The 24,444-nt window shown below is 49.3% G+C and carries 19 protein-coding genes and 1 tRNA gene; 9 read left to right on the top strand and 11 right to left on the bottom strand.

All coding sequences use genetic code 11. The features are described from left to right. Positions 1-393 precede the first annotated feature (393 nt). Positions 394-831, top strand: a complete 438-nt coding sequence (locus HU175_RS07600; RefSeq protein WP_176566021.1) for a hypothetical protein — start codon at positions 394-396, stop codon at positions 829-831. Between the two features lie 266 nt (positions 832-1,097). Here the strand turns inward: HU175_RS07600 and HU175_RS07605 are convergent, their stop codons facing one another. Beyond that, a complete protein-coding gene (locus HU175_RS07605; RefSeq protein ID WP_228724358.1) occupies positions 1,098-1,847 on the bottom strand; it encodes an IS5 family transposase in 750 nt (249 codons plus the stop codon). A 387-nt stretch (positions 1,848-2,234) separates the two neighbouring features. Between HU175_RS07605 and HU175_RS07610 the strand changes: the two genes are divergently transcribed. The 4 genes from HU175_RS07610 (at position 2,235) to HU175_RS07630 (ending at position 5,864) form a co-directional block, all read left to right on the top strand. Further along, positions 2,235-3,011, top strand: a complete 777-nt coding sequence (locus HU175_RS07610; RefSeq protein WP_176566022.1) for a hypothetical protein — start codon at positions 2,235-2,237, stop codon at positions 3,009-3,011. A gap of 13 nt (positions 3,012-3,024) precedes the next feature. Next, a complete protein-coding gene (locus HU175_RS07615; protein WP_176566023.1) occupies positions 3,025-3,612 on the top strand; it encodes a recombinase family protein in 588 nt (195 codons plus the stop codon). A gap of 20 nt (positions 3,613-3,632) precedes the next feature. Continuing rightward, complete coding sequence (locus HU175_RS07620) at positions 3,633-4,301, top strand: hypothetical protein (RefSeq protein ID WP_176566024.1); 669 nt, start codon at positions 3,633-3,635, stop codon at positions 4,299-4,301. Positions 4,302-4,731: 430 nt separating this feature from the next. Further along, positions 4,732-5,864 (top strand): IS3 family transposase gene (locus HU175_RS07630; protein WP_410528567.1). Its coding sequence is split into 2 segments (ribosomal slippage): positions 4,732-4,987 and positions 4,987-5,864, totalling 1,134 coding nucleotides; the frame shifts between segments, so codons are not numbered across the junction. Between the two features lie 120 nt (positions 5,865-5,984). Here the strand turns inward: HU175_RS07630 and HU175_RS07635 are convergent. From HU175_RS07635 to HU175_RS07650, 4 genes are all read right to left on the bottom strand, one after another. Then, a protein-coding gene (locus HU175_RS07635) for an IS3 family transposase (protein ID WP_410528578.1) occupies positions 5,985-7,159 on the bottom strand; the annotation gives its coding sequence in 2 pieces (ribosomal slippage) (positions 5,985-6,865 and positions 6,865-7,159; 1,176 coding nt in all). A gap of 260 nt (positions 7,160-7,419) precedes the next feature. After that, positions 7,420-8,574 carry a tyrosine-type recombinase/integrase gene (locus tag HU175_RS07640; protein ID WP_176566025.1) on the bottom strand — a complete coding sequence of 385 codons (1,155 nt, stop codon included), beginning with the start codon at positions 8,572-8,574 and terminating at the stop codon, positions 7,420-7,422. Between the two features lie 114 nt (positions 8,575-8,688). Beyond that, positions 8,689-8,765 (bottom strand) — tRNA-Asp (locus HU175_RS07645). A gap of 284 nt (positions 8,766-9,049) precedes the next feature. Then, on the bottom strand, positions 9,050-9,241 hold the full coding sequence (locus HU175_RS07650; protein ID WP_176566026.1) for a hypothetical protein: 192 nt from the start codon (positions 9,239-9,241) through the stop codon (positions 9,050-9,052). 111 nt (positions 9,242-9,352) lie between these two features. Here HU175_RS07650 and HU175_RS07655 point away from each other — a divergent pair, with 111 nt between their 5' ends. Next, positions 9,353-10,288, top strand: a complete 936-nt coding sequence (locus HU175_RS07655) for an alpha/beta fold hydrolase (protein ID WP_176566027.1) — start codon at positions 9,353-9,355, stop codon at positions 10,286-10,288. A gap of 78 nt (positions 10,289-10,366) precedes the next feature. Here the strand turns inward: HU175_RS07655 and HU175_RS07660 are convergent, their stop codons facing one another. The 4 genes from HU175_RS07660 to tsaD form a co-directional block, all read right to left on the bottom strand. Next, a complete protein-coding gene (locus HU175_RS07660) occupies positions 10,367-10,759 on the bottom strand; it encodes a VOC family protein (protein WP_176566028.1) in 393 nt (130 codons plus the stop codon). A gap of 84 nt (positions 10,760-10,843) precedes the next feature. Continuing rightward, positions 10,844-11,767 (bottom strand): hypothetical protein, encoded by a 924-nt coding sequence (locus tag HU175_RS07665; protein WP_176566029.1) that lies wholly within the window; start codon positions 11,765-11,767, stop codon positions 10,844-10,846. A gap of 29 nt (positions 11,768-11,796) precedes the next feature. Next, on the bottom strand, positions 11,797-12,678 hold the full coding sequence (locus tag HU175_RS07670; RefSeq protein ID WP_176566030.1) for an MOSC domain-containing protein: 882 nt from the start codon (positions 12,676-12,678) through the stop codon (positions 11,797-11,799). A gap of 17 nt (positions 12,679-12,695) precedes the next feature. After that, entirely contained in the window at positions 12,696-13,709 is a 1,014-nt protein-coding gene (gene tsaD, locus HU175_RS07675; RefSeq protein ID WP_176566031.1) for a tRNA (adenosine(37)-N6)-threonylcarbamoyltransferase complex transferase subunit TsaD, read from the bottom strand. A gap of 132 nt (positions 13,710-13,841) precedes the next feature. Between tsaD and HU175_RS07680 the strand changes: the two genes are divergently transcribed. The 3 genes from HU175_RS07680 (at position 13,842) to HU175_RS07690 (ending at position 20,882) form a co-directional block, all read left to right on the top strand. Continuing rightward, positions 13,842-18,524 (top strand): translocation/assembly module TamB domain-containing protein, encoded by a 4,683-nt coding sequence (locus HU175_RS07680; protein ID WP_176566032.1) that lies wholly within the window; start codon positions 13,842-13,844, stop codon positions 18,522-18,524. A gap of 101 nt (positions 18,525-18,625) precedes the next feature. Beyond that, entirely contained in the window at positions 18,626-19,630 is a 1,005-nt protein-coding gene (locus HU175_RS07685; protein WP_410528591.1) for a family 43 glycosylhydrolase, read from the top strand. A gap of 64 nt (positions 19,631-19,694) precedes the next feature. Continuing rightward, the gene (locus HU175_RS07690) at positions 19,695-20,882 is read left to right on the top strand and encodes an aldose epimerase family protein (protein WP_176566034.1); all 1,188 of its coding nucleotides are present in this window, start codon (positions 19,695-19,697) and stop codon (positions 20,880-20,882) included. A gap of 104 nt (positions 20,883-20,986) precedes the next feature. Here the strand turns inward: HU175_RS07690 and HU175_RS07695 are convergent, their stop codons facing one another. Both HU175_RS07695 and msrB read right to left on the bottom strand, forming a co-directional pair. After that, positions 20,987-23,560 (bottom strand): penicillin-binding protein 1A, encoded by a 2,574-nt coding sequence (locus HU175_RS07695; protein ID WP_176566035.1) that lies wholly within the window; start codon positions 23,558-23,560, stop codon positions 20,987-20,989. A gap of 279 nt (positions 23,561-23,839) precedes the next feature. Next, a complete protein-coding gene (gene msrB / locus HU175_RS07700) occupies positions 23,840-24,367 on the bottom strand; it encodes a peptide-methionine (R)-S-oxide reductase MsrB (protein WP_176566036.1) in 528 nt (175 codons plus the stop codon). Positions 24,368-24,444: the final 77 nt, after the last annotated feature.

The following is a 24,444-nucleotide window of genomic DNA, read 5'->3' on the forward strand; positions in this document are numbered from 1 at the left end:
CAGGTTAATGACTATGGGTATACAAGCTTTTTTTTTGCGTTGGGGTTCATTACCCCGTTTACCAATTATTGACTGATGGGAGCGTTATTTTCTGGTCGTTGATGGCATTAGCCAGTTCATCGAATAGACATTAAACGTGCCCGGTTCAACTCGGACTATCTGAGTGCGCAAGATTTCAGCGTTGAGAAAAAAGCCTGTTGAGCCAGACAAGCCAAAATCCGTTATGGGCGATCTGTACAACGATCATCCTCTTATCAAAATGATAGTTACTCCATACTATATTATGACGGGAAAGAGGCTAAAGACGCGATATTTGCAGGCAGGTGCGCATGAGTCGCACACACTACACGTCCGGTTGGTCTGAGCCAGCAGGAACTTCGAGAAAACAAACGCATGCAATCATTTCCTACTCCCGAAGGGATCGTTCGTATTGAACGTATGAACAAGACCTTCACCAAATACCATTTAGGCGATGGCCGGGTACTGCACCACTTCACCGCTGCTAACGATGTACACTACCACGACCATCCCTGGCCATTCCGTACAAGCATTTTAGCCGGTGGCTATGTCGAGAGTATCGCTGAACCTCAAGAAGATGGAAGACTGACCCTGACGACCATGAAGCGGTTGCCGGGTACCACTCACGACGTAAAGGCGAGTACTATTCACAAACTAACCGCGCTCTTGGGAACAGACTGCTGGACACTTATAATACCGGGGAAGCATGAAAGAAAGTCTGGCTTCTATAAATTCGATGAAGTGGGAGTGTGGCATCGCTTTTGGGATAAGCGCAAATGGGAATTAATCGTGCCTGCTTTAAAACTGGCGTAAATACTAGGGCGGTTTCAGGCTCAAACTCCTTAACAAATACAAAAATCTCTTGGGAAACGATGCCAGGGTTCAAGTAAGCAGCCTGAATAACTCTGTCATCGTTTCCCAGGAAGACCTGTAATACAGAACTTGCGTATAATCAACCAATCTTAGTTGAGGCAGATTGCGCGTGAACGCTTTAGGTGTGCTAGAGAAGGTTACCTTAGAGCCTGTTGGGGAATTAGGCGACTGATTTTGAGGACATTCGCTGTAGCATAAGCTGAATATTAGCCAAATAAAGCCAGTTTATCGATGAACTCAGCGTGTATTCGTAGTCTTTTACTAACCGACGAAAGAACGGGGTCGCCCGAGCGATTCGTCCAAGCAATACTGCGCTCCACCACCCACCGTTTTGCTACTGGAACAAACCCTTTCGCTGACTCGGCCCGCGAAGCTTTTTCAAAATCAATGCTCCATGCCCCAAGTGCTTTTTTGAAAACGCCGTTGTAGGCTTGATCGCCATACACTTTCTCCAGTCGCTCGCTGGCTCCCCACAAAATGTCCCTAATCACTGGGATGGCCCCCGGCCCGTCGCCTTCATTAGCCGCATGAACATCAGCGGCCCACAACCGCCCTTGGGTGTCAACAACCAACTGCCGTTTGCGGCCATTAACCCGTTTATTTGCATCCAAGCCCCGATATTCACAAATGAAAGGAGCCAATTTAACGCTCTGGGAGTCAATGCATAAAACAGATGGATTGGCCTTCCGGCCCTCTCGTTGCCGATCAAGCCGATTCAAGGCAAGGTTCATTCGCTCAAAGGTTCCGGCGCTTTTCCACTCGTCAAAGTAATAATAGACGGCCTGCCAGTGCGGCCACTTAGTGGGCAGGTTACGCCACTGTGTACCCGTACGCAGCAGCCATAAGATGGCATCGACAACCTCTCGGAGGTCAACTTTTCGTTTGCGTGTGAGATTAAAAAAAGGCGATATTGCCGCCCATTGAGGGTCGGTCAGTGGCTCCCACTGTTTGGTCATTACTTTGCATTTTGGTCGATACAAAGTTGACACGACTCTCAACCTTCTTCAATTCCCCAACACGTTCTTAGAGTAATGCGGATCTCTTTGGTATACCTAAATGAACACCAATAAAAAAGGGTTACAATCATTGCTGATGTAACCCTTTACTTTTCAGTGGCGGTCCGGACGGAATACATTGATCAAACAACGAACTCATAAAACGAAGTAGCCCGGCCAACTGGTTAGACTGCTTTGTGTCAGCCAAAAAGGTCGTTTCTTTTTACAATCGCAAAATAAAGTACTCTGCCTGTGTCAATCAGGGAACTCGTAAAATTTACTTGTAAAGAATTGCGTGTAAGGTTATATTTGAAAAGACACGATATTGTTTACACACGCCAGACACATATGAGTAAGTTTAGATTTGATAGAACCCAAACTTTGGAATTTCTTCGAGCTATACATAAAGCGAAAAATTTGGATTTAAGTGGATATAACGAAGTCGAGAATCCGGAGTACTTGCGCTATATAGAATATGAATACCCAGATGCTCTTTTCTATTTTGCTCTCACTAACGTTACACTGCAGAATGATCATACTGTATATCATATCGAATACCGGCCGGCAAGTTCTACAGATCTTGGAGTAGCCAAAACTAAGTTTGTTGAAGATAATTTTTATCTTTCACTAATTAGCTGGCATAAATTGGTAGAAGAGATTTCATTTTATGTGGGTGAATTGGCTCCAAGAGAAGATGTCATACTAGAAGAGTATGAGAAGGATGAGTATGCCTACTTCGAGATGCTCAATGAAGATTTGAATTTAGAAGATAAGCATAGCTATCCGCTACCCTTTCAACTATTCTTAGATGCTTATCTCGATGATGTTATTAAAAGATTAGAGATAGCTCAAGAATCGAATGATTCGGATGAATCTAAAAAGGAGGAAATCCAAGAAGTCATTGGCGAGGCTAGAAAACTAAAGGCTTCTCAGACCAAAAAAACACAAGCACAAGTAAATAGGAAGTTAGCTGACTTGTGGGCAAAAGCCCGTAGAGCTGGTCTTGACGTTTACACTGAAGTAAGAAAAGAAGCTTTTAAAGAAGCTATTAAGTTCTTCACCAGAATTGCCTTGGACCCATCTACTAGTTTTGAAGAGTATATCAAAGGCATTTTGGAATCGTAAATAAAAAAAGTATATGAAAGTTGGCTATGCAAGGGTATCAACCATTGATCAGAACTTAGACTTGCAATTACAGGCTCTACAACATGAAGGTTGTGTCCAAGTATTCCAAGAGAAAGTTAGTAGTGGTATAAAAGATCGACCAGAACTCCAACGGATATTGGAAATTCTTCGACCTGGAGACGAGGTAGTTGTATGGAAACTTGACCGACTTGGCCGGGATCTAGCTCACTTGGTTGAACTGGTCAACCTATTTTCCGATAAGCACATATCCTTCACAAGTATTAATGATAAGATCGACACCAGCACACCCGCCGGCAAATTAATCTTTCATATCTTTTGCAGTCTGGCTGAGTTTGAACGTGCTCAGATTCGAGAGCGAACAATGGCCGGGTTAGCAGCAGCCAAACTAAAGGGGTGTACTGGTGGCAAACCGAAGGGATTGACAGAAGAGGCTCAGCGGACTGCTCGAGTGGCTGAATCGTTATATAAAGAAGGCTATGCGATAAAGTTAATTGCAGAGGAGTTGAGTATCTCACGGCAGACAGTATATAAATATCTAGAATATAGAGGTGTTTCTATCGCTAACAAAAACTCGATTTAATAAAAATCACTGCGAACAAAATGAATATAGAATTTATAATTGGAACAATATTGACTATTTTTTTTGGTGTTTTATCCTTTGTACAATCAATAAAAACTCCGCCGACTCGTTTGATATTCGTAATTGAAGAGGTGATAAATTTATATGCAGATATAACAAGAAACATAAGTGGAATAGATATTTCTTACAAGGGAGAAAACGTGAGAGGTAATCTGTTTCTTATTAAGGCTTACGTGTTTTGTTTTGGCGACAAGGATATAACGAAGAATGATATTACCAAAAGTTTGTATATAGAATTAGATAATAACGCAAAATGGAAAGACTGTAAGATAATAAGGAAGACAACAGATCTAGATGTGAATGTAGATTTGAGCGAAAAGAAGATAATATTTAATACTGATTTATTTAAGAATGAAGATTTCTTTTGCTTTCAATCTTTGTGTGATATTGACGAAAATCAATTGAGTATCAGCAAGATTTTTACAATTAATCATAGAATAGCTAATATAGGAAAGGTTAATGTAATAAAATCTAAAGAAGACATAGTGCCACCATATGCAGCTATTATTGCGTGGATAGTTACAATCATATTGGTTGTTTTTGTTTTTATTCCAGTAAAAGATATAGGTAATAACGAAGATTATAACTTTAAAAAGGATTATTATTTGAATGGAAAATTTTTAGGATAGATAGTGTAAAGAAGTATAAAGAATTACAAATCAATGAAATTGATAAAAGAATTGAAGAGCAAAAAAAAGTAAGAGATGGTCTTCATAAAAAATTTATGAGTACTAGTATATTTGATAGGTCTGTAGATTTAAGGGCACTCAACAGAAAAATTACTAGGGAAGATAATATTTTGAGTGATCTGGAAATCAAGAGGAATGATATGAGGCTTGAGAGTATATATATTAATGAGTATAGTTATTTTAAGGTTGATTCTTCATTCAAAAACCTGCAAAAAAATTATACATATTTAGATTTTGCTTTTAATGAGAGTACTCCCCCTATAAGGATGAACAAAGAATTTTTTGCTTCTTATAGTATTATAAGGAGTATAGTGCGCCCCGTTTTTAAGACCACTAATTAAATTGGATAACGGGCTAAATTTAGTCCCGTATGAAAGGCAAGAGCAAACGTAAATTTACCTCTGAATTCAAACTCAAGGTAGTACTTGAAGTCCTTAAAGAAAAGGATACATTGGCTGTCATCAGCAAACGCCACGAGCTTCATCCGAATCAGATCAGTGACTGGAAGCGGCAATTCCTACAGGGGGCCGCTTCCGTTTTCGAGGCAGGTTGCAAACCCACATCGACCAACGCAGAACCCGAAACCGCCTTGCTCTATGAGCAGATTGGACGATTACAAATGGAACTGACTTTTTTCAAAAAAAAGTTGACGCCATGAGTCTTTCGCAGCGACGATCACTGCTTGATGCAGCTTTATCAACTAGCATTCGCCAACAATGCCAGTGGGTAGGATTGCCCCGCTCAACCTATTACTACCAACCGGTAGTAGCCACATCAGACGATTTACTACTGATGCGTTTGCTGGATGAGCAGTACCTGCTAACTCCGCAGTACGGGTACCGCAAGATGCAGGTAGCCCTGGCAAAGGCAGGCTATTGTGTCAATCACAAACGCGTTCGGCGTCTCATGCAAATACTTGGCATAGAAGCCATTTATCCTAAAATAAACACCTCGAAACCGGCCATAGGCCACCGAATTTATCCCTATTTGCTGCGGGGGTTGGTCATTGTGCGGGTCCACCAAGTTTGGGCTACTGACATTACCTATGTACCCATGGCGACCGGATATATGTACCTGATGGCCATCATCGATCTGTATAGTCGATACGTATTAAGTTGGTCCGTTTCCAACACCATGGAGGCTGATTGGTGTTGTGGCGTGTTACGAAAGGCCTTAGGGAGCTATCCTCAACCCGAGATTTTTAACACCGATCAAGGCAGTCAATTTACCTCGGATGATTTTACAAGTGTCCTGCTCGATCAGAACATTCGCATCTCAATGGACGGCAAAGGGCGGGCATTGGACAACATATTCGTAGAGCGGCTTTGGCGAAGCGTAAAATATGAGGATATTTATCTGAAAGCCTACCAGGATGGCTGGCAGTTAGAGGCAGGCTTACAAGCTTATTTCGAGTTTTATAACTGTCGGCGCTTTCACCAGTCGCTGAATTATCGAACGCCTGAAGAGGTATTAAAGGGAATAAAAAGCAGTCAAACCAAGTAGGAAATCAGATCAACTAACAATTTCGTTATTCAGTAAAGTGGTCCAGTTCTAAGGGCGCAGTGTAGAGGGACCCTATTAATACTGTTGATGGTGCTCCCCAACTGTTGGACAGTTAGCGGGTCAATTTAAGATGATACCAGCCGTCTGAGAAATTGTATTTTTCTTCCCCTTTCCACCCTCAATATACCATTGGGCTGGGGTTTGGTAATCCAGAGACTGGTGTTTACGACCATAATTGTAAAAATGGAAGTACTTCGCTAAACCGCGTTCCAAAGCTAAACCGTCCGGGTAAGCATGTAAATAGATATGTTCGTATTTGACTGTTCGCCACAGTCGCTCGATAAAAATATTGTCGATAGCTCGTCCTTTGCCATCCATACTGATTTGTATTCCAGCCGCTTGCAAGGGGGCTAAAAAACGTGGACTGGTAAATTGGCTACCTTGATCAGTATTAAAAATCTGAGGCTTACCCCATTGCTTCAGCGCGTCCTGTAAAGCATCAAGGCAAAAATCAACTAATAAAGTATTCGATAAACGCCAACTCAGCACAAATCGGGTATACCAGTCGATGACTGCACATAAATACAAGAAGCCGTTGGCCATGGGAATGTATGTTATATCCGTTGACCAAACATGGTTAGCCCCTTCAATAGCCACATCCTTTAATAGATAAGGGTAAATTTGATGCCCTTCAGCAGGCTTTGATAAATTTGGTTTAGGATAGATCGCTTCCAGGCTCATAAGCCGCATCAACCGCCGTACACGTTTTAGGTTTACGGGAAATTCTGCTGTGGTTAGTTCTTGCTGCATTCGGCGAACGCCCAGCTCTGGCCGGTCAGTGAAGAGTTTGTCGATCCGTGCCATTAACGCCAGGTTCGCTATTGACTCACCCAAGGGCTGATAGTAGTAGCTGGCGCGAGCGATGTCCAGTAAATCACACTGTTGGCTAATACTTAACCGATCATGAGTAGGATCGATCAATTGTCTTCGATCACCGACTAACTGGTTCGTAATTTTTTTTTGAGGTAATCGTTCTCGACTTTGAGTTGCCCGATTTGTTGAAACAAAGGGGCTTCGATCTGCTCCCGTTCGTGGTCGGGAATTGACGGATTTGCCGGCCCATTGAACAGAGTGGGTAATCCCTCTAAGGCTTGTTGTTTCCACTGGGTAATTTGGGTGGGATGAATGCCAAATTCGCTGCTGAGTTGAGCCAGTGTTCTGTGCCCCTTTAATGTTTCCAAGACCACTTTGGTCTTGAATTGGGCGTCGTGAACACGCCGAGTTGTTTTGGCCATGGTTGGACATTTTGTAGGTCTAAGTTATTGGTTTTACACTTATCACTACTGTCCAAGTTTAGGGGAGCACTACAGTTGATGGTGGCATATTATTGTCTCTTATATTAATATCTGCTTCCTATGTACTAACTGTAAATTCTATAAAGTACAAGCGTATACTAAACGAAATAAACAAAGTAAGAAAGAGTGGTAGTGGTTATTGGGAAAATAATGATGTCTAAAAATTTTAACTAAAGAAGATTAGTCGGTTTTGGATAAAATTATTCAGGCATAAGGTCGATCTCTTTCCGCTTCCGCTCATCGTCGACGTGGACATATATCATTGTTGTATCGATCTTCTTATGGCCAAGCAGTTGCTGCAATACTTCAATACGCCCGCCGTGACGAAGGAACCGAGTAGCGAACGTATGACGCGCCCAGTGGAAGGACAGGTTATTGTCGATGCCTAGTCGACCGGCAATAACTTTGATAGTCCGATTCATACTCTGCTCAACTACGCTGGGAATCAAAACACCCTTCTTTGTTGGAATCAGCTTCAGGGCCTGCTCGTGAAGTGGTAGTTTAATCTCTTCCATAATATCTCTGGTCCGCTTGAAGGGTTTAAATACCAGCGTTTCCCGACGTACTTCTTTCCAGGTCACTGTCGTGAGGTCGCTGATCCGGAGACCTGTATAGCAGGCAAACAGGAACGCCCGTAAGGTGGTCTCGTGCTTTGGATCTAGTTCGTCGGAATAGAAGTGAGCCTTCTGCGCTAAGAACTCCTTTTCGTTTAGGTAATCAATCCGGCCGGACGTGGCTGGCATCTTAAACCCCTTAAATGGATACGTGAATACGTACTTATCCTTTACGGCTGTATTCACATACGTACGCATATCCTTCAGCTTTTTCCAGACCGTGTTTCCCGATCCGACGTGGCGAAACAGCCAGGCTTTATACTCATCCAGGAACTGGGGGGTAAGTTGATTGAAGGAAAGATCTTGAGTGTATTCCTTCAGAGTACCCAGCGATGCTTTCTGGGAGATCCGGCTGGCTTTTTTGATCAGACCCTTTGAATAGCGTTCCTCGATCTTACGCTCCCAGTAAGCCAGAAAGTCATGGCGTGACTGCTGGTTGGCCAGCTCGCGCTGGAACATCTCCGTGGTGAGTGGCACCTGGGCGAGACGTGCCCATATAAACACTTCATTGATCTGGCTACCCTTTCTGTCAATCTCCAGCGTGTAGTCGTTGTGCAGCGAGTCGTTCCGCTGGCGGGGCATAATTGCTGACTTGTCATCGTCGAACTTTTCGGCAGGCCAGTACAGGTTGAGTGGTACCGTGGTCTTTTTCGTCTCGATGATCACTTGGTAGAATAGGGCGGCCGTACCATCGGGCCGAACTCGCTGCTTATTAATGCGCAGCTTATAACTGAATCTCATGTTGGCAGGATGTTGAAACAACAAGCCCCAAAAGGTGTCTTTTGGGGCTTGTTGAAGGTGTGTTGAAACGAAAAAACCGCTTCAGCGTGCTGCTAAAGCGGTTTTTTCTCAGTTTGGCGGTCCGGACGGGGCTCGAACCCGCGACCCCCTGCGTGACAGGCAGGTATTCTAACCAACTGAACTACCGAACCATTTTGATATTGGCTGCTGTTGCTGACCTTTATCGTGGCACAAAAGTAGAGTGTTTAGGGATTCAACGCAAGCAGATAACTGAAAAAAAATCGTGTTTTTTATTCGGAATAGGCTATACTGGCTGTTAATCAGCTTGTTTTGAGTTGTAAAAATTGGCAATCGGTGTTTACAGCGCGAATTGATGCATGTTCCGGCAATTGAACAGGAGGGCTCCGAGCTAGTATAAAAATAGCGGCTGTTCCCTCCTGGGAACAGCCGCTATCGGGCAGACGTATGGTTCGTTCTATTCTTCTTCCTCGCTCAGTTCATTAGCTTCGTCAGGCGTCATTTTTTCGGCGTCGTTTGCCTGGAGAGCGTCCAGTGTTTCCTGCCGGGTGGCGTAAGAGTCAATATCAGTATCGCCGGGAACATCGGGGTTCGGGCGATCCAGGTCAACCTGGCTGACTTCGGTTGGGGCATCCGCTCGTTCTTTCATAACGTTTGGGGTTTGTTCTTACTGCAGAACAGTCCGTCGGTCAAAAGGTTTATTGCCTTTCCCCAAACCTTTGGCTTCTGAATTGCATTGTATTTAGTACACTACGTCTTTATGAAACAATTCTTACGCGCGTTGCGCTGGGCGTTGCTTATCCTGTTGGTACTGGCGGTTGGTGCGGTTGTGGTGGCCTGGTTCATCGATTTCCGCCAAACGGATCAGGACCTGGCTGATGAGTTCAGTGGTCAGCGCATCCAACCTACCGTACACCGTTATCAAATCAGAGATGGGGATCGTCAGCGGACCATCCGGTTTATGGAAACACCCGCACTGGCGGGCGATTCGGCGCTGCCGGTCGTTTTATTCGTGCACGGTGCTCCCAGTTCGCTCTCGTTTTTCAACGCTTTTTTCAAGGATACGGCCCTGCTGAATCGGGCGCAACTGGTATCGGTTGATCGGCCGGGCTATGGCTATTCGGATTTTGGCTGGGTCGAAACGTCTATTGTAAAACAGGCAAAATTTCTGCAGCCACTCATCGAGCGTTACAAAAAAGCGCCTTACCTGATGATCGTTGGGTCTTCGTACGGTGGTTCGGTAACGGCGCGATTAGCCATGAACAACCCTAATGCGGTAGATCATGTGGTCTTCGTGTCGTCGGCGCTCGGGCCGGGGCTGGAGCGAACGTACGGGATCAGTTACCTGGTTGACAGCCCTTTGCTCCACTGGGGAATTCCACCCTTGTTACGTCTGGCTAACGACGAAAAACTGTCTCATCGGCAGGCACTGGAAGCCATTCTTCCCGACTGGCCTAAGATCAAAGCTGGCATTACGATGCTGCATGGCAAGCGGGATGAATTGGTATACCCATCCAACGTTACGTTCGCCCAGCATCATCTGGTGAATGCACAGATGCGCCAATTTCTGCTGCCCGAAAATCGGCACGATATTGTTATAAACAAGCGCGAGTATATCTCTGAGATATTACTCGATATTCTCACCCGAAGCGACGTGAAAGAAACGGTTAGCGAGCAGGTGGTTGCTGCGAAATAAGCACAAAAAATGCTGGCAAAGCTTTGACGACAATCTGTCTGGTTATAGAATTACCAGCGTTGGGTCAACTCTACTTGATCAGGCCATCAGTTCAAGGCGGTTCTGCTCAGGATCGAAAATGATGCTTTCGTAATAGCCGTCACCTGTTCGGCGGGGTTCGCCAACTATGGTGTAGCCATCCTGTCGAAGGCGATTGGTAAGATCGTCAACGGCTGATTCGCTGTCGAGCGAAATGGCAAAATGAATAAGCCCCGTGAACTGAGTCAGGGCATCATTATCGGAGGCTGGGATACCGGGCATCTGCATTAACTCCAGACGAGCCCCACCTGATGGGAAAGACAGGAAATAAGACGAGAAATTCTTGGTGGTATTAACGTATTTGTCGTTGGCTACGCAGTTAAAGTACGTTTCGTAGAACGTACGCATCCGTTCCAGATCAAGTACCCAGATGGCCATGTGTTCGATATGCATGGCGCAAAATTCGGCACTAAATGGACCGCATTGCAACACCTGCATTGATTGGAACTGGTGCTTCATTACCGCACTGATTGTCCCCTACAGCACCAGTGCTGGCAGCCAGAATACCCCATCCCCCAGCCAGCGATAGCGCTCGTTCCTGAGAAAATAGGCTGGATAGCGCTGGATGATGTAAAGCATCAGGCTCATAATCGCCAGCATCAGCGATGAGCGCTGGGCAAACCGGTCGCCGGTCAGAAAGCAGAGCGTAATGCCCGTACCTACGATTAGGAAGGTAAGCCACCGCAGTATTGTATCGCAGCGCTCCGTTCCCCAGGCGCTGGCCAGCGAGAACACATCCTGACTGGTCAGCTCCCGCATCTCCATGACCGCAAACAGAAGCAGGTTCTGAAACGCGATGCCGGTAAACATAATAAACTCTGTGATTTCAATGCCACTGGTCGTTGGACGCTGGACCCACACGCTTCCCCAGACACCAGCTGAGTATAATAATGCTACCAGTGGTTCTTTAAGCAGCAACGCCGAATGCCGCGCCGGAAGCCGAAAGACCGCAATAAGATAAGCCGCGCAGACTCCGCCGAGTACGATGCCGAATTTGACGACACTTGACGGCAGAAACCAGACCAGGAAAAAGGCCAGGGCCGCGGCCCCGATAATGACGCGCCAGAGCAGGGGGGCGTAACGCCGGTGAAAATGATGCCGGGCCGTAAGCGGTTCGCCTATTTTCTGACCATCCAGTAACCGGTCGACGGTGTAAATCATGAACACAACGAGCGCCAGCACAATCGGTGTAGCCCAGTGAACGGGCGTAACGTCGGTGAGAAGGGCTTTACTATTCGGAGCTTCATCGAGCCCAAGCCGGGCTACGTCAAGCCGGGCTACGTTAAGCCGGGCTGCGTTAAGCTGGGATATAGAAAGCTGGGTCGCCATCCGATTCGACAGCACCGCTCCCAGCACGACGGGAAAACTCAGGTAATAAGCGTTACGTAGCGGTGTCAGCAAAATAAAACGATTAGTGATGCATAGGATGGCTATAGAGAAACCGGCGGGGCCAGCCAGGGCTCCTGTCGGTTGACAATAGTAACGGGCTGGCCAACGCGCACTACGCCCGTTGCCGTTGGGCTCGTCAGGACGTTTTGACCAAGCAGAATCTTTTTATTCCAGCGCCGGTAAGTCGCCAGCGTCGCCAGCGGCTCTTTTCCTTTCTGAGCAGTTTCCGGATCGATGGTCGTGAGTACGCAGCGAGCGCATGGCTTAACTCCGTAAAAGTCCAGTTCGCCAATCTGAAACTGCTGCCAGGCGTCTTCCTCGTTTGGTTGCGCACCGCTGACGATAATGTTCGGGCGGAAGCGTCGCATCTCAACCGGTTCGGACAACCGGCGATTCAGTTCATCAAGCGACGACTGGCTGATGAGCAGATATGGGTAACCATCGGCAAAACTGACCGCATCACCCGGTTTTGCGTATTGCTGGTCGACCTGCCGATTGGTGGTTGCGGGCATGTAAACGAGCCGACAGGTAAAGCCCAGCGCTGCCGAAAACCAACGATCGGCGGCATCACTGACGGTAACGGCCGCAACATCGAGGCTATCCCAGATCGAAACCCGGACGGACTCGGTAACCGTTTCCGAAGCCGGAACCAGCGGTAGCGTCAGTACGTCGTCCGGCCGCTGTCGATGCCAGACACGTAACTGGGCGTCGTCTGAGCTGGCGTTGTCAATTGCTACGTCGATCAGGGCCATCTGCGGGTGAGTACGTTGGGTAATAAACGGCCAGGGCTTGTCGTCGCCGGTTGGTTCGACAAGCATGAACCGGCGATCATACCGAAAGCCTTTGCCTTCGACAGTGGCTTCGGCAATCGAAATGCCACCGATTGATTTGATGGGATAGATGTAAAGTTCTGAAACAGTCATGTCGCCGGGAATGGAAGTTAAAAACTCATACGGGGCAGCGGACTAACGTCCTGTGCCGTAAAATCGCCCTGGTCATATTTGAACTTGGCGGCCATAGCAATCATTGCGGCATTGTCAGTACAGTATTCAAACCGGGGAATATACACCTGCCAGCCCAGCTCATCGCCCAGCTTGGTGAGTGACGCACGAAGACTACTGTTGGCCGACACGCCCCCCGCAACGGTAATCTGCCGAATACCGGTTTCCTGCGCAGCCCGTTTCACTTTTTTCAGCAGCATCTGAATCAGCGTGTGCTGAATACTAGCGCAGATGTCAGAAAGATTCTGGGCAATGAAATTGGGATTGGTTTTCGTATGATCCCGCAGGAAATACAGAATCGCCGTTTTGATGCCGCTAAACGAAAAATTCAGTTCCGGCATCTCGCTCATGGGGAAACGGTACGCCAGCGGGTTTCCTTCTTTCGCATACTTGTCGATCAACGGACCACCGGGATAAGGCAATCCCAGCAGTTTGGCTGACTTATCAAACGCTTCACCGACGGCGTCGTCCTGGGTCTGTCCAATGACGGTCATTTCCAGTGGACTGTCGATCCGTACGATTTGCGTGTGTCCTCCGCTCACGGTCAGGCACAGGAACGGGAAGGTAGGCTTAGTGCGGGACGTACCGGGCTCATCAATAAAATGGGCCAGTACGTGTGCCTGCATATGGTTAACCTCAATCAACGGAATCTGCAGACCCAGCGCCATGGCTTTGGCAAACGACGTACCGACCAGTAATGAACCTAAAAGGCCCGGTCCGCGGGTAAACGCAATCGCCGACAAGTCGGATTTGGGTATATTTGCATCCGCCAGCGCCCGTTCTACGACCGGTAAAATGTGCTGCTGGTGTGCGCGGGAGGCCAATTCTGGAACAACCCCCCCGTATTGTTCGTGAATCAACTGCGTTGCGATAACATTGGACAACAGTTGCCCGTTAGCTAAAACGGCCGCCGATGTTTCGTCGCAGGAAGACTCAATGGCTAAAATATTCACCGTACAAAACTAATACATATTGATTTCTGTAAGGTGTATAATGAATGAAGCCGCTAAACCGTTCCCTCTGTTGTTAATCTATAGGGTGCTGATTTTTTGTTAATAGTTGTATATTAGGCATTTCCATTCTGGATGCGTCAGTTTTTTGCCATATTTCTGAAAACGCTGCTCTACCTGTTTCTGACGGTGGTAGGGCTTACGTTTGGCATTTTACTGGGCCTCCAGATTCCGCTGGTGCAAACCAAACTGGCGCAGGAACTGGCCCGGCGGGTGTCGGACAAGCTGGAATTTCCTGTCTCGATCAAATACGCATCGATCAAGTGGTTTGATTCGCTGACGCTGGAGGAGGTACTGATTCAGGACCGGCAGGGGCGCCCTATGATTCGGGTTGGCCGACTCGATGCAAATTACAACCTTCGTAATCTGATCGATTCCTCGGCGCATAACCTGCACCTGGACGAAGTTGTCCTGTACCGGCCGGATGTGCGAATGATTAAAAATCCGAAGAACGGCGATACGAACCTGGATGACTTTATTGCTCGTATTGAAGAGCTAACGTCAGACCCGACAAAACCCAGCATTCCGAATCAGAACGTACCGTTTACGATAGCGCATATCCATCTGGTCGACGGGAAATACACCTTGTTTGACCCGCGCGAACCGCTTCTCAAGAATAAAAATCGCTTCGATTACGATCACTTCACGCTCCAGAACCTGACCGCCGAGGTGAGCAACTTTCTGGTACTGGGCGACACGATTGCGTTCGATGCCAAAGGACTGACGGGGATTGACCGCGACTCCCGGTTGCGGATACGGCAGCTGGATACCAAGTTTCTTTATTGCAATACGAAAATGGAGCTGGGCAGGCTGTATGCTCACATCGGTAACTCTGTCATTCGGGACAACATTACGTTTCTGTACGAGAAACCATCGGCCTTTAGTCATTTCAATAGTCAGGTACTGATGCAGGCCAATTTCCGGAATAGCCGGGTTCAGTCGAAAGACCTGGGCTTCTTCTCTGATTACCTGCGCGAACTGGACGAGACCTGGTACTTGACCACGAATTTTAGCGGAACCGTCGAAGATTTCCGGCTGCGGCATACCGATCTGCGTTTTGGTCCTAATGGCCGTAGTCGGCTGGCGGGGGATATCGCCTGGAAAGGACTGCCGGACATAGACAAAACGACTGTCGATTTCGCCTTTACGCCTTCGGTCGTCAATATGGCCGATATCCGGCAGTATTATCCTGATACGTCGTTTAACCATACCATTCAGAAGCTGGGCACAGTAGCCTTCGACGCTACGTTTGCGGGGGCTTTTGATGACTTCCGCACGAAAGGGAACTTCCAGACGGCCATTGGTACCGTAACGGGAGACCTGGCCCTGAGGCTGGCCGATAACGGCGATCAGACAACGTACACGGCTAACCTGAAAGCGGGAAACCTGGACCTGGGCCAGTTTATCGATCAGCCGGACGAGTTCGGTAAACTGGATGGCGTTGCGCGGCTTACGGGGCGGGGAACCAGCCTGGAACGGGCCAGCCTGGACGTCGATGGGCAACTGAGCCGGTTTACCTGGCAGAAATATCCCTATCAGAACGTAACGGTACAGGGAAACCTGCAGAAAGCATTTTTTCAGGGGCAGTTGAATCTCCGTGATCCGAACCTGTCCTTCAACCTGAACGGGGAGTTTGACCTGACAGGGCCTCGCGATCGCTATGACCTGCACGGGATCGTTCAGAACGCTGACCTGCGGGCACTGGGTTATCTGACTGATTCGCTAAACATAAAGACCCGGCTCAATGTGCAGCTGGAAGGCAATAAGCTGGATGATATCGTCGGTAGTGCTTCGTTCAGTAAGTCGCTGCTAACGATGAACAAACGGGAACTGGCTATCGATACGCTGTCGGTTATCTCGTCGCTCGAACGGCCGGACAGCCTGGGTACACAGCGCTATTTTTATCTGGACTCGGAGTTTCTGACCATGCGTCTGCAGGGAAATTTTCAGCCCCAGCGCACCTTTTCGGATCTAACTCAACTGGCGAAAGAGTACCAGCTACGATTTGCGGGCGACGACGCGGGGATGCAGGCATACTATGCGGGTAAACTGCAGAAAGCCCAGAAAAATCCGACTACCCCGTCAAAATACAGCATTGATTACCAGCTTATTACTAAAGCTACCACTCCGCTGCTGGCTTTCCTGAGTCCGTCGGTTTACGTAGCGCCAAATTCCCGTCTGGAAGGTCGGTTCACGATGGGCAATACATCCTTCCTGACGGCTACCGCCTGGGTCGATTCGTTGCGGCTGAACACACTGGAATTTGGGCGTAGTGAACTGGATCTCACGTCGTCTAAATTTACGTACAGTAAAGACATCCTGGCATCGGTGGTCATCGCGTCGCAGCAGCAGAAAATGATTCGGCTGGTACCCACCAGCAACCTGCAGGCCGAAGCGTCGTGGGCGGGCGATCATATCGACTTTACGAGCAGCCTGGAACAGACGGGTAGCAGCAACCGGGCCGATCTGAAAGGTGAGCTGCGGTTCAAAGGCGATGCTATTGATCTGACGTTTCGGCAGTCGGATGTTCGGCTGCTGGATGCCGACTGGATTCTGAATCCGCAGAGCCTGATCCGCAAAGTAGGGGATGAGTACACTATCCGGAATCTGTCGATGCTGAACCAGAATCAGATCATTCAGGCTTCTGGTAAACTGTCGGCCGATTCGGTACAGCGCCTGAAACTGGAAGCCCGGAATTTCCAGCTCGAATCGCTCAACCCGTTGCTCAAAACAAGTTTAGGGGGCACACTGAACGGTAACGTGTCAGTACGTAACGTGTATGAGATGCCCATCGTGGAAAGTGAACTAACCCTGAATAAACTTACCTACGACCAGACGCTGGTGGGCGATGTGCGCGGCCGGGGCGAATGGGAGCAGCAGGCCCAGCGCCTGAACGTGGACGTGCGCGTAAATCGGAATGGTACCGACGCCATGACGTTGCTGGGAACCTACACGCCCAAACTGAAAAAAGATCCGCTGGCCCTCACGGCCAGCGTCAACGACGGCGACCTGCATATTCTGGAAGCATTCACTACGGGACTGTTTTCGAACCTGGGGGGGCTGGTGAGTGGACAGGTAGCCGTTGCCGGAACGCCATTGGCACCACGGCTGAACGGGCAGCTGGCCATTAAAGGCGGACGCGGGCGGTTTGATTATCTGAAAGCCGATTTTCTGTTCGACGATAATGTCTATTTTGGCGATAACGAGATTATCACCCGGAAGCTGACACTGCGTGATGCCCGCGGCAATACGGCGCTCATCCGGGGCGGGGTGTACCACGACAATTTCCGGTATTTTACGCTGGGTTTTGACGCTGATTTCAAGAACTTTCAGATCCTGAATACAGCCGCCAAGGACAACGATCTTTTCTACGGTCAGGCCGTGGTAACGGGCAAAGCAGAGTTGTACGGTCCTCTCAACGACCTGATGATACGGGCCAACGTGGCCAGTAACAAAGGCACCCGCATCTACATTCCGCTGGATGCTGCTACAGAAGTCGCGACCGATGAGCAGATTCGATTCGTGAACTTTACTACTGGCAAAAAAGATGGTGCCAACAGTGATTCGACGAGTCTGGCCAGCAGCTCATCCATCATCGACCTGTCACGGATTCAGATGGACTTTAATTTCGACGTAACGCCTGATGCCTACTGCGAAATCCAGCTCAACCGGCAAACGGGTGACCTGATGGGCGCCTATGGACAAGGGCGCCTGGCCATGAAGGTCGATACCAAGGGCGACTTCACGATGACGGGGAATTACGAAATTCAACAGGGCGAGTACACCTTTACTTTTCAGAATGTCATCAACAAACGCTTTCAGATTCGGCCTAACAGCCGCATTACCTGGACCGGTGATCCTTACGGGGCGCTGCTGGACGTAACAGCGGCTTACACGCAGTATACCTCGCTGTCGCCCCTGATGGCGGCTTACAACAATACGTCGACGGGAACCGCTAACCGGACGGATCAGTCGCGCCGATACCCCGTTGATCTGCTCATCAAACTGACTGGCGACCTGGCTTCTCCGGCCATCAGCTACGATCTGGACGTTAAAGAATATCCGGCTTCGTCCGATTTTCGGCAGGCAGTAATCGCCTTCGAGTCGCGGCTGCAAAGCAACGAGCAAGAATTGACCCGGCAGGTAAGCAGCGTCCTACTGTTCAACCAGCTCTTGCCCGAAGGCATTGGCCTGTTCGACCAGAACCAGGTTAACGCTGGTGTTGCTAACAGCGTAGGCGAGTTGCTATCGAACCAAATTAGCCGCCTGGCATCAAATCTGGACGAGAATCTGGACGTGGGTGTGTCATTTGGCGGCTTTCAGACGGGGGGAACCCAGAACGAAAATCTGCTGAATAACCTTCAGCTCCGATTTTCCTACCGCTTCCTGAACGATCGGCTACGGATCAGCCGCGACGGTGGGTTTACGTACGGACAGAGCCAGACCAACGCAGCCAGTTTGCTGGGCGAGTGGACGCTGGAGTATTTCATTACGCCCGATGGCCGTTTCCGGGCTAAAATGTACAACCGGAATCAGCAGAGTGTTTTCGGCCAGTACAGCCTCAATACGACCATTACGCCAGGGGGTGGTTTGAGCTTTCTATACACACGTTCGTTTAACCGAATCTTTGGTGCGAAACGGATAACACCCGGTTTGACACCTGTGCAACCTGCCGCGGAGACCGACACGGACACGGCGCCAGCGCCGGTACCAACACCCGTCACCATCTTCTCTGCGCCCGGTCGTGACGGCCGCTAACGGGTAGATGTCGTTCGGTGTTGGCTTCTAGCACCATGTTAAGTTTTTCTTTCGCACTTTCCTCCGTTCGTCGGATAGTTGGGCTTCTTTCGCTTGGTTTTGTGCTGACAGGGCCTCTGGGGTTTGCTCAACAGACGTTTACTAATCCAATAAAAGAGTCCGGTCCAGACCCCTGGGTCCTGCAGAAAGACGGCTGGTACTACTACATGAACACAACGGGGCGGAACCTGACGCTCTGGCGTACCAGAAACATGGCTGATCTGGCCATGGCCGAACGTAAGATCATCTATACACCACCGGCCGATCAGCCCTACTCCCGTGATCTCTGGGCACCCGAAATTCATTCCTTCGACGGCAAATGGTACATCTACGTAGCTGCTGATGAAAAGAATAACCTCACCCACCGGATGTGGGTGCTGGAAAACACTTCGCCTGATCCCATGACCGGTGAATGGGTGATGAAAGGGAAAATAGGGGATAAAGACGACCATTGGGCTATCGACATGTCGGTGACGGAGTTTAATGGCCAGCGCTATGCCGTCTGGTCAGGCTGGGAGGGCGCTACGAATGGACAACAGAACATTTACCTGGCTCGCCTGGAAAATCCCTGGACGCTGGCTACGGATCGGGTACTGATTTCCCGACCCGAGCTTCCATGGGAACAGCACGGCGACGTACCGCAGGAGTGGCAGAAAAACGGCGAGGTGCCCAAAATCTACGTGAACGAAGGCCCTGAATTCCTCCAGCACGACGGCAAACTATTTATTGTGTACTCGGCTAACGCCTGCTGGCTGGACTATTGCCTGGGTCTGCTGACCTATACCGGCAAAGGAGAGCTGACCGATGCGGCTAACTGGGTCAAGAGTCCGCAGCCTGTCTTCGTGCAAGCACCCGACAAAGGCGTATGGGCACCGGGGCACGGCGGCTTTTTCCGCTCACCCGACGGGAAGCAGGACTGGATGATTTACCACGCCAATCCGTCGGCAACGGATGGCTGTGGCAACAAACGTGCCCCCCATATTCAACCGTTTACTTGGAATGCAGACGGATCGCCTAACTTTGGGAGCCCCGTCGCCAAAACTCCTCAGCCCGCGCCAGGTCAGTAAAACCAGGTCTGCCCGGCTTTGGTTACGTAGTAAACATGCCATACAAACCGTTTGCCCATTAGTTATGCAACGACTTACTTTGACGGCTCTGATTGCCGCTGCGCTTTATCTGCAAAGTTGTAAAACCAATACCTCTGAACAACGTAAAATTGACTCTATCGCGGTAGCGACTGGTGATACCACCGCCATGCTACGTGCTAAATTACCCGATCCTGCCACCTTTGGCGGAGACATAAATGGCGAAAAAGCCAGCCTTTACGTCCTCCGCAACAAAGACATTCAGGTTGCCATTACGGACTACGGGGCGCGTATTGTTGGGCTTATCGTTCCCGATAAAGCCGGAATGCCAACCGACGTAGCTGTTGGTTTTGGGAGTCTAGAAGGATACAAAAAAACAGGTGAACCATTTTATGGACCAATCGTGGGTCGGTTCGGTAACCGTATTGCTAAAGGGAAATTTACCCTCGATGGCAAAACGTATTCGACCGAGCTGAACAACAACGGCAACACACTGCACAGTGGTCCGACTGGTTTTCATAACCACGTCTGGCAGGCTAAACAGCCAAATGACAAAACGCTGGAGCTAACCTACGTATCGAAAGACGGCGAAGGCGGCTTCCCCGGCACCGTAACAACAAAAGTAACCTATTCGCTGACGGACGATAACGGCCTGAAGATTGATTATTCGGCCACGACTGATAAAGACACTCCGTACAATCCAACCAGCCACGGCTTCTTTAACCTGAACGGTGAAGCCAGTGGTACCATCAACGACCACGAATTGATGCTGGTAGCTGATAAGTTCTCGATGGTTGATAAGGGCCTGATTCCGCAGGGCGATCCTGTCGCTGTCGCCGGTACGCCGTTTGACTTTAGAAAACTGACAAAAATCGGATCCCGGGTTGAGGAGAAAAACGAGCAGCTGACGTTCGGCGGGGGCTACGACCACAACTGGGTACTGAACAAAAAAGAAGGCGAGTTCGCGACAGCGGCTGAAATTATCGGCGACAAATCAGGTATCCGGATGGAAGTGCTGACAACCGAACTTGCCGTTCAGTTCTACGGTGGTAACTTCTTCAAGGGGGCCGATACTGGAAAATACGGTAAGCCTGTCAACTTCCGGGAAGCCTTCGCACTGGAAACGCAGCACTACCCGGATTCGCCAAACCACCCGTCGTATCCAACTACTATTCTAAAACCAGGACAGACGTACAAACAAACGACTGAGTATCGGTTTTCAACAGTGAAGTGATCGTTTTTCTATCGGACCGGCCCTTTGGTCGGGATGGCAAAAAAGCACAGACAAAAAGCGGGGCCGCTCTTGGGAGCGGCCCCGCTTTTTGTCTGTGTCAACCCCTACTGTGGTCGGTTTGTCGTATCTGGTGGGGCGGTGGGGTCCAGCCCTGGAATGACGGGGGCCAGCGTTGAATCGCCAACAGCGTCCACATTCGTGGAATCTGACTCACTCTCAACCTCATCGTCTGAGTAGCCGCAGTCCAGGTAATTTTTCGTGATTGGAATGGTTGGCTTATGAAAAGGCCCCTGCAATGCTTTGAATTTAGGGTCTTTGTACACCTTTTCGAGAAAGGTACCCACCAGCGGCAGCGCTGTCTTGGCTCCTTCGCCCATATCGGTCGAGCGGAAGTGGATACTTCGATCATCACCACCTACCCAGGCGCCAACAACCAGATTTTCGGATACGCCCACGAACCAGCCGTCCGAGTTGTTGGACGTAGTTCCCGTTTTGCCGCCCATCTCGTTTTTGTTCTTGAACAGGTCGAACGACCACAAGGCCTGCGACGTGCCACCCGATTCCTGCAGACCACCCTGCAGCATGTAGCGCATCAGGAAAGCCGTTTCTTCGCTGATCGCGCGCTGACGGGTGGGCGTAAAGCTTTCAATTTCCTTTCCTTCTCGGTCTTCAATCCGTTGAACGATGATGGGATCGATAGCTTCGCCGTCGTTGACAAACGTGCAGTAGGCCCCTACCAGTTCGTACAGCGATACGTCCGACGACCCGAGGCCGATAGAGGGTACGGCCTGAAGCGAACTCTTGATACCCATGCGATGAGCGTATTGAGCTACCCGCTCCGGACCTACTTCGTCAGTAAGATGGGCCGTTATGGAGTTGACCGAGCGCGCCATTGCCCGGCGTAACGTGAGGTTTGAATAGGAATAGTAGCCTGTTGAATTACGGGGCTCCCATACCTTATCTTCGCCATTTTCGCGGTACTCTTTCCGGAAGGGTTTGTCCTGAATCCGGTCGCAGGGGCTGAGGTTAAGCAACGTATCGTCGATAACGCTGGTGTACACAAACGGCTTGAACGTAGAGCCGGGTTGCCGTTTGCCCTGCTTAACGTGGTCATATTTGAAGTAATCGTAGTCGATACCACCAACCCAGGCCCGGACGTAGCCCGTATGCGGGTCCATTGCCACCATTCCTGATTGCAGGAAGTGCTTGTAGTAGGCAATGGAGTCATACGGCGTCATGTTCGTTGAATCGTACCCTTTCTTGCTGTTCCAGCTGAATACCCGCATTTTGTACTTGCGGACTTTCATGTAGTAGTTGATCGAATCCGGATCATTCGGAAACCGTCGGGCCAGGCTCTTGTACCGTTCGGTCCGCCGGGCGACAGAGTCGATAAAGCCCGGAATCTCGTTACCATCTTCATCCGTCCAGGGGTTCCGGCCGCGCCAGTGGTTATCGAACGTGCGCTGCAACTGTTTCATGCGCTCATCGGTAGCCTGTTCGGCGTAGGTCTGCATCCGGGAGTCGATGGTCGTAATGATACGAAGCCCGTCGGTGTATAGGTCGTAGCCGTTTTCTTCCCCCCATTTTTTTACCTGGTCCTGAACGGCATTTTTCAGGTAACTGGCGGGGCCAGAATAGGGGTTCTCTGGCGTGAAATCCGTGACCAGTGGTAGTTCGCTGATGGAATCAGCCTGGGTAGTTGTCAGATAGTTGTACTTCGCCATCTGGCCGATAACAACGTCCCGGCGTTCTTTGGAGCGTTTCGGATTTTTAAGTGGATTGTAGGCTGTTGTTGCCTTTTGCAGCCCAACGAGTACCGCGCCTTCCTGTACGTTCAGGCTGTCGGGCGCTTTGTTAAAAAAGGTACGGGCCGCCGTTTTAAGCCCGAACGAATTGCTGCCAAAGTCTACCGTGTTGAAGTAGTACGTCAGAATCTCCTCCTTCGTGAAGTTCCGTTCCAGCTTGAGAGCCATCAGCCATTCTTTCGACTTGTAAATGATCGTACGAATGAGCGGGATTCGGGTAAGCAGGCCCGTTGATGTCTTGCGACGGGTTTTAAACAGGTTTTTGGCGAGCTGCTGCGTGATCGTGCTGCCACCACCCGAGCTGCTTCGTCCCGTCAGTACGCCCACAACGGCGCGCCCCACCGACCGGCCGTCAACCCCGCCGTGTTTGTAAAACCGGACGTCTTCGGTGGCAACCAGCGCGTTGATCAGGTGCTGCGGAATGTTCTCGTATTTGATAGGCGTCCGGTTCTCGGCGTAGAATTTGCCAATCATAACCCCATCCTGCGAGTAGATCTCCGACGACTGGTTGAGTTTTGGGTTCTTCAGCTCTTCTACGCTGGGCATGGCACCCGTCAGCCAGAGAAAGTTGTAATTCAGTGTGAAGACGTACAGACCCAGAAATAGGAAAAGACCAAGCACGATTTTGGTGCCCTTTTTCAAATACGGGTAATACCAGCTGTCTGGATTAATATACCGATGGACAAACGAGCGAAAACTACCATAATACTCGTTGTAAGCCGCCGTCCAGGAATTTACCCGCTCTTCGCCAGCAATACGACGGGTCTGACGATTAATCTGGCGGCCAATGCCTCTGCCTAACTGTTGCTGGCGTTGCCGGAATGATCCAAAGGCGTGTCTCACCGATTGGAGTCGCTTCCTGTATTCACTCATACATTCTTGGTCGATATGTTCTAAGTTGGCTGGTCAGCAGATTTTTTACTGTAGCGCCTACTGCTGCCGCGATTAATCCAGCCGATTTTTGTCCGAAAGCGTTCTATTCACCGAAAGGCGGCAGGTCGGTTGATTGAACAGGTCGGGCGTCAAATATAACGTATTTTCGGGCGATCTAATACATGAAAACCGGGCTGTTCACACAGCCCGGCTCAGAATTAATGACTTAGTTAACGGCTTATCGTTAACTCTAACGTAGCAAATACCGTAGTTTGGTCTTTATTTTTTCTCAAACGTCATAGCTATGCCATTCATGCAATACCGTAGGCCGGTTGGTTTGGGGCCATCGTCGAAAACGTGACCGAGGTGTCCTCCGCATACGTTGCAGATAACTTCGGTCCGAACCATACCAAAGGCCTTGTCAGTTTTCTCATCGACCGCGTTTTTGGAAATGGGTTTGTAGAAGCTGGGCCAACCCGTACCAGAATCGAACTTGGTACTCGATGAGAACAGGGGGTTATGGCAGGCTGCACAATAGAACGTACCTTCCTGATGGATGTCATTGAGCGGACTGGTAAAGGCGCGTTCGGTGCCTTCTTTACGAAGCACTGCGTACTGATCAGCCGTTAGTATTTTCTTCCATTCAGCGTCCGTCTTAACGACCTTGCGACCACCGGGCTGCGTTTGGTTAGGTGACGTGACAGATGGCTCGGCAGATGCACCGGAAATGGTGGGAGAACAAATAGTAAAAAGGGTAAAACCGACTAACAGCCAAGCCGAAAGCCAGGTTAACAGGGTAGAGTTCATAGGTTGTTGTTTAAACATCTGTTTTATCTGTGAACGAGGCTATAAGGCACGTATCCGTTCACAGATAAAACAGCGAC

The sequence above is a fragment of the Spirosoma sp. KUDC1026 genome (genome assembly GCF_013375035.1).
Taxonomy (GTDB): Bacteria; Bacteroidota; Bacteroidia; order Cytophagales; family Spirosomataceae; genus Spirosoma.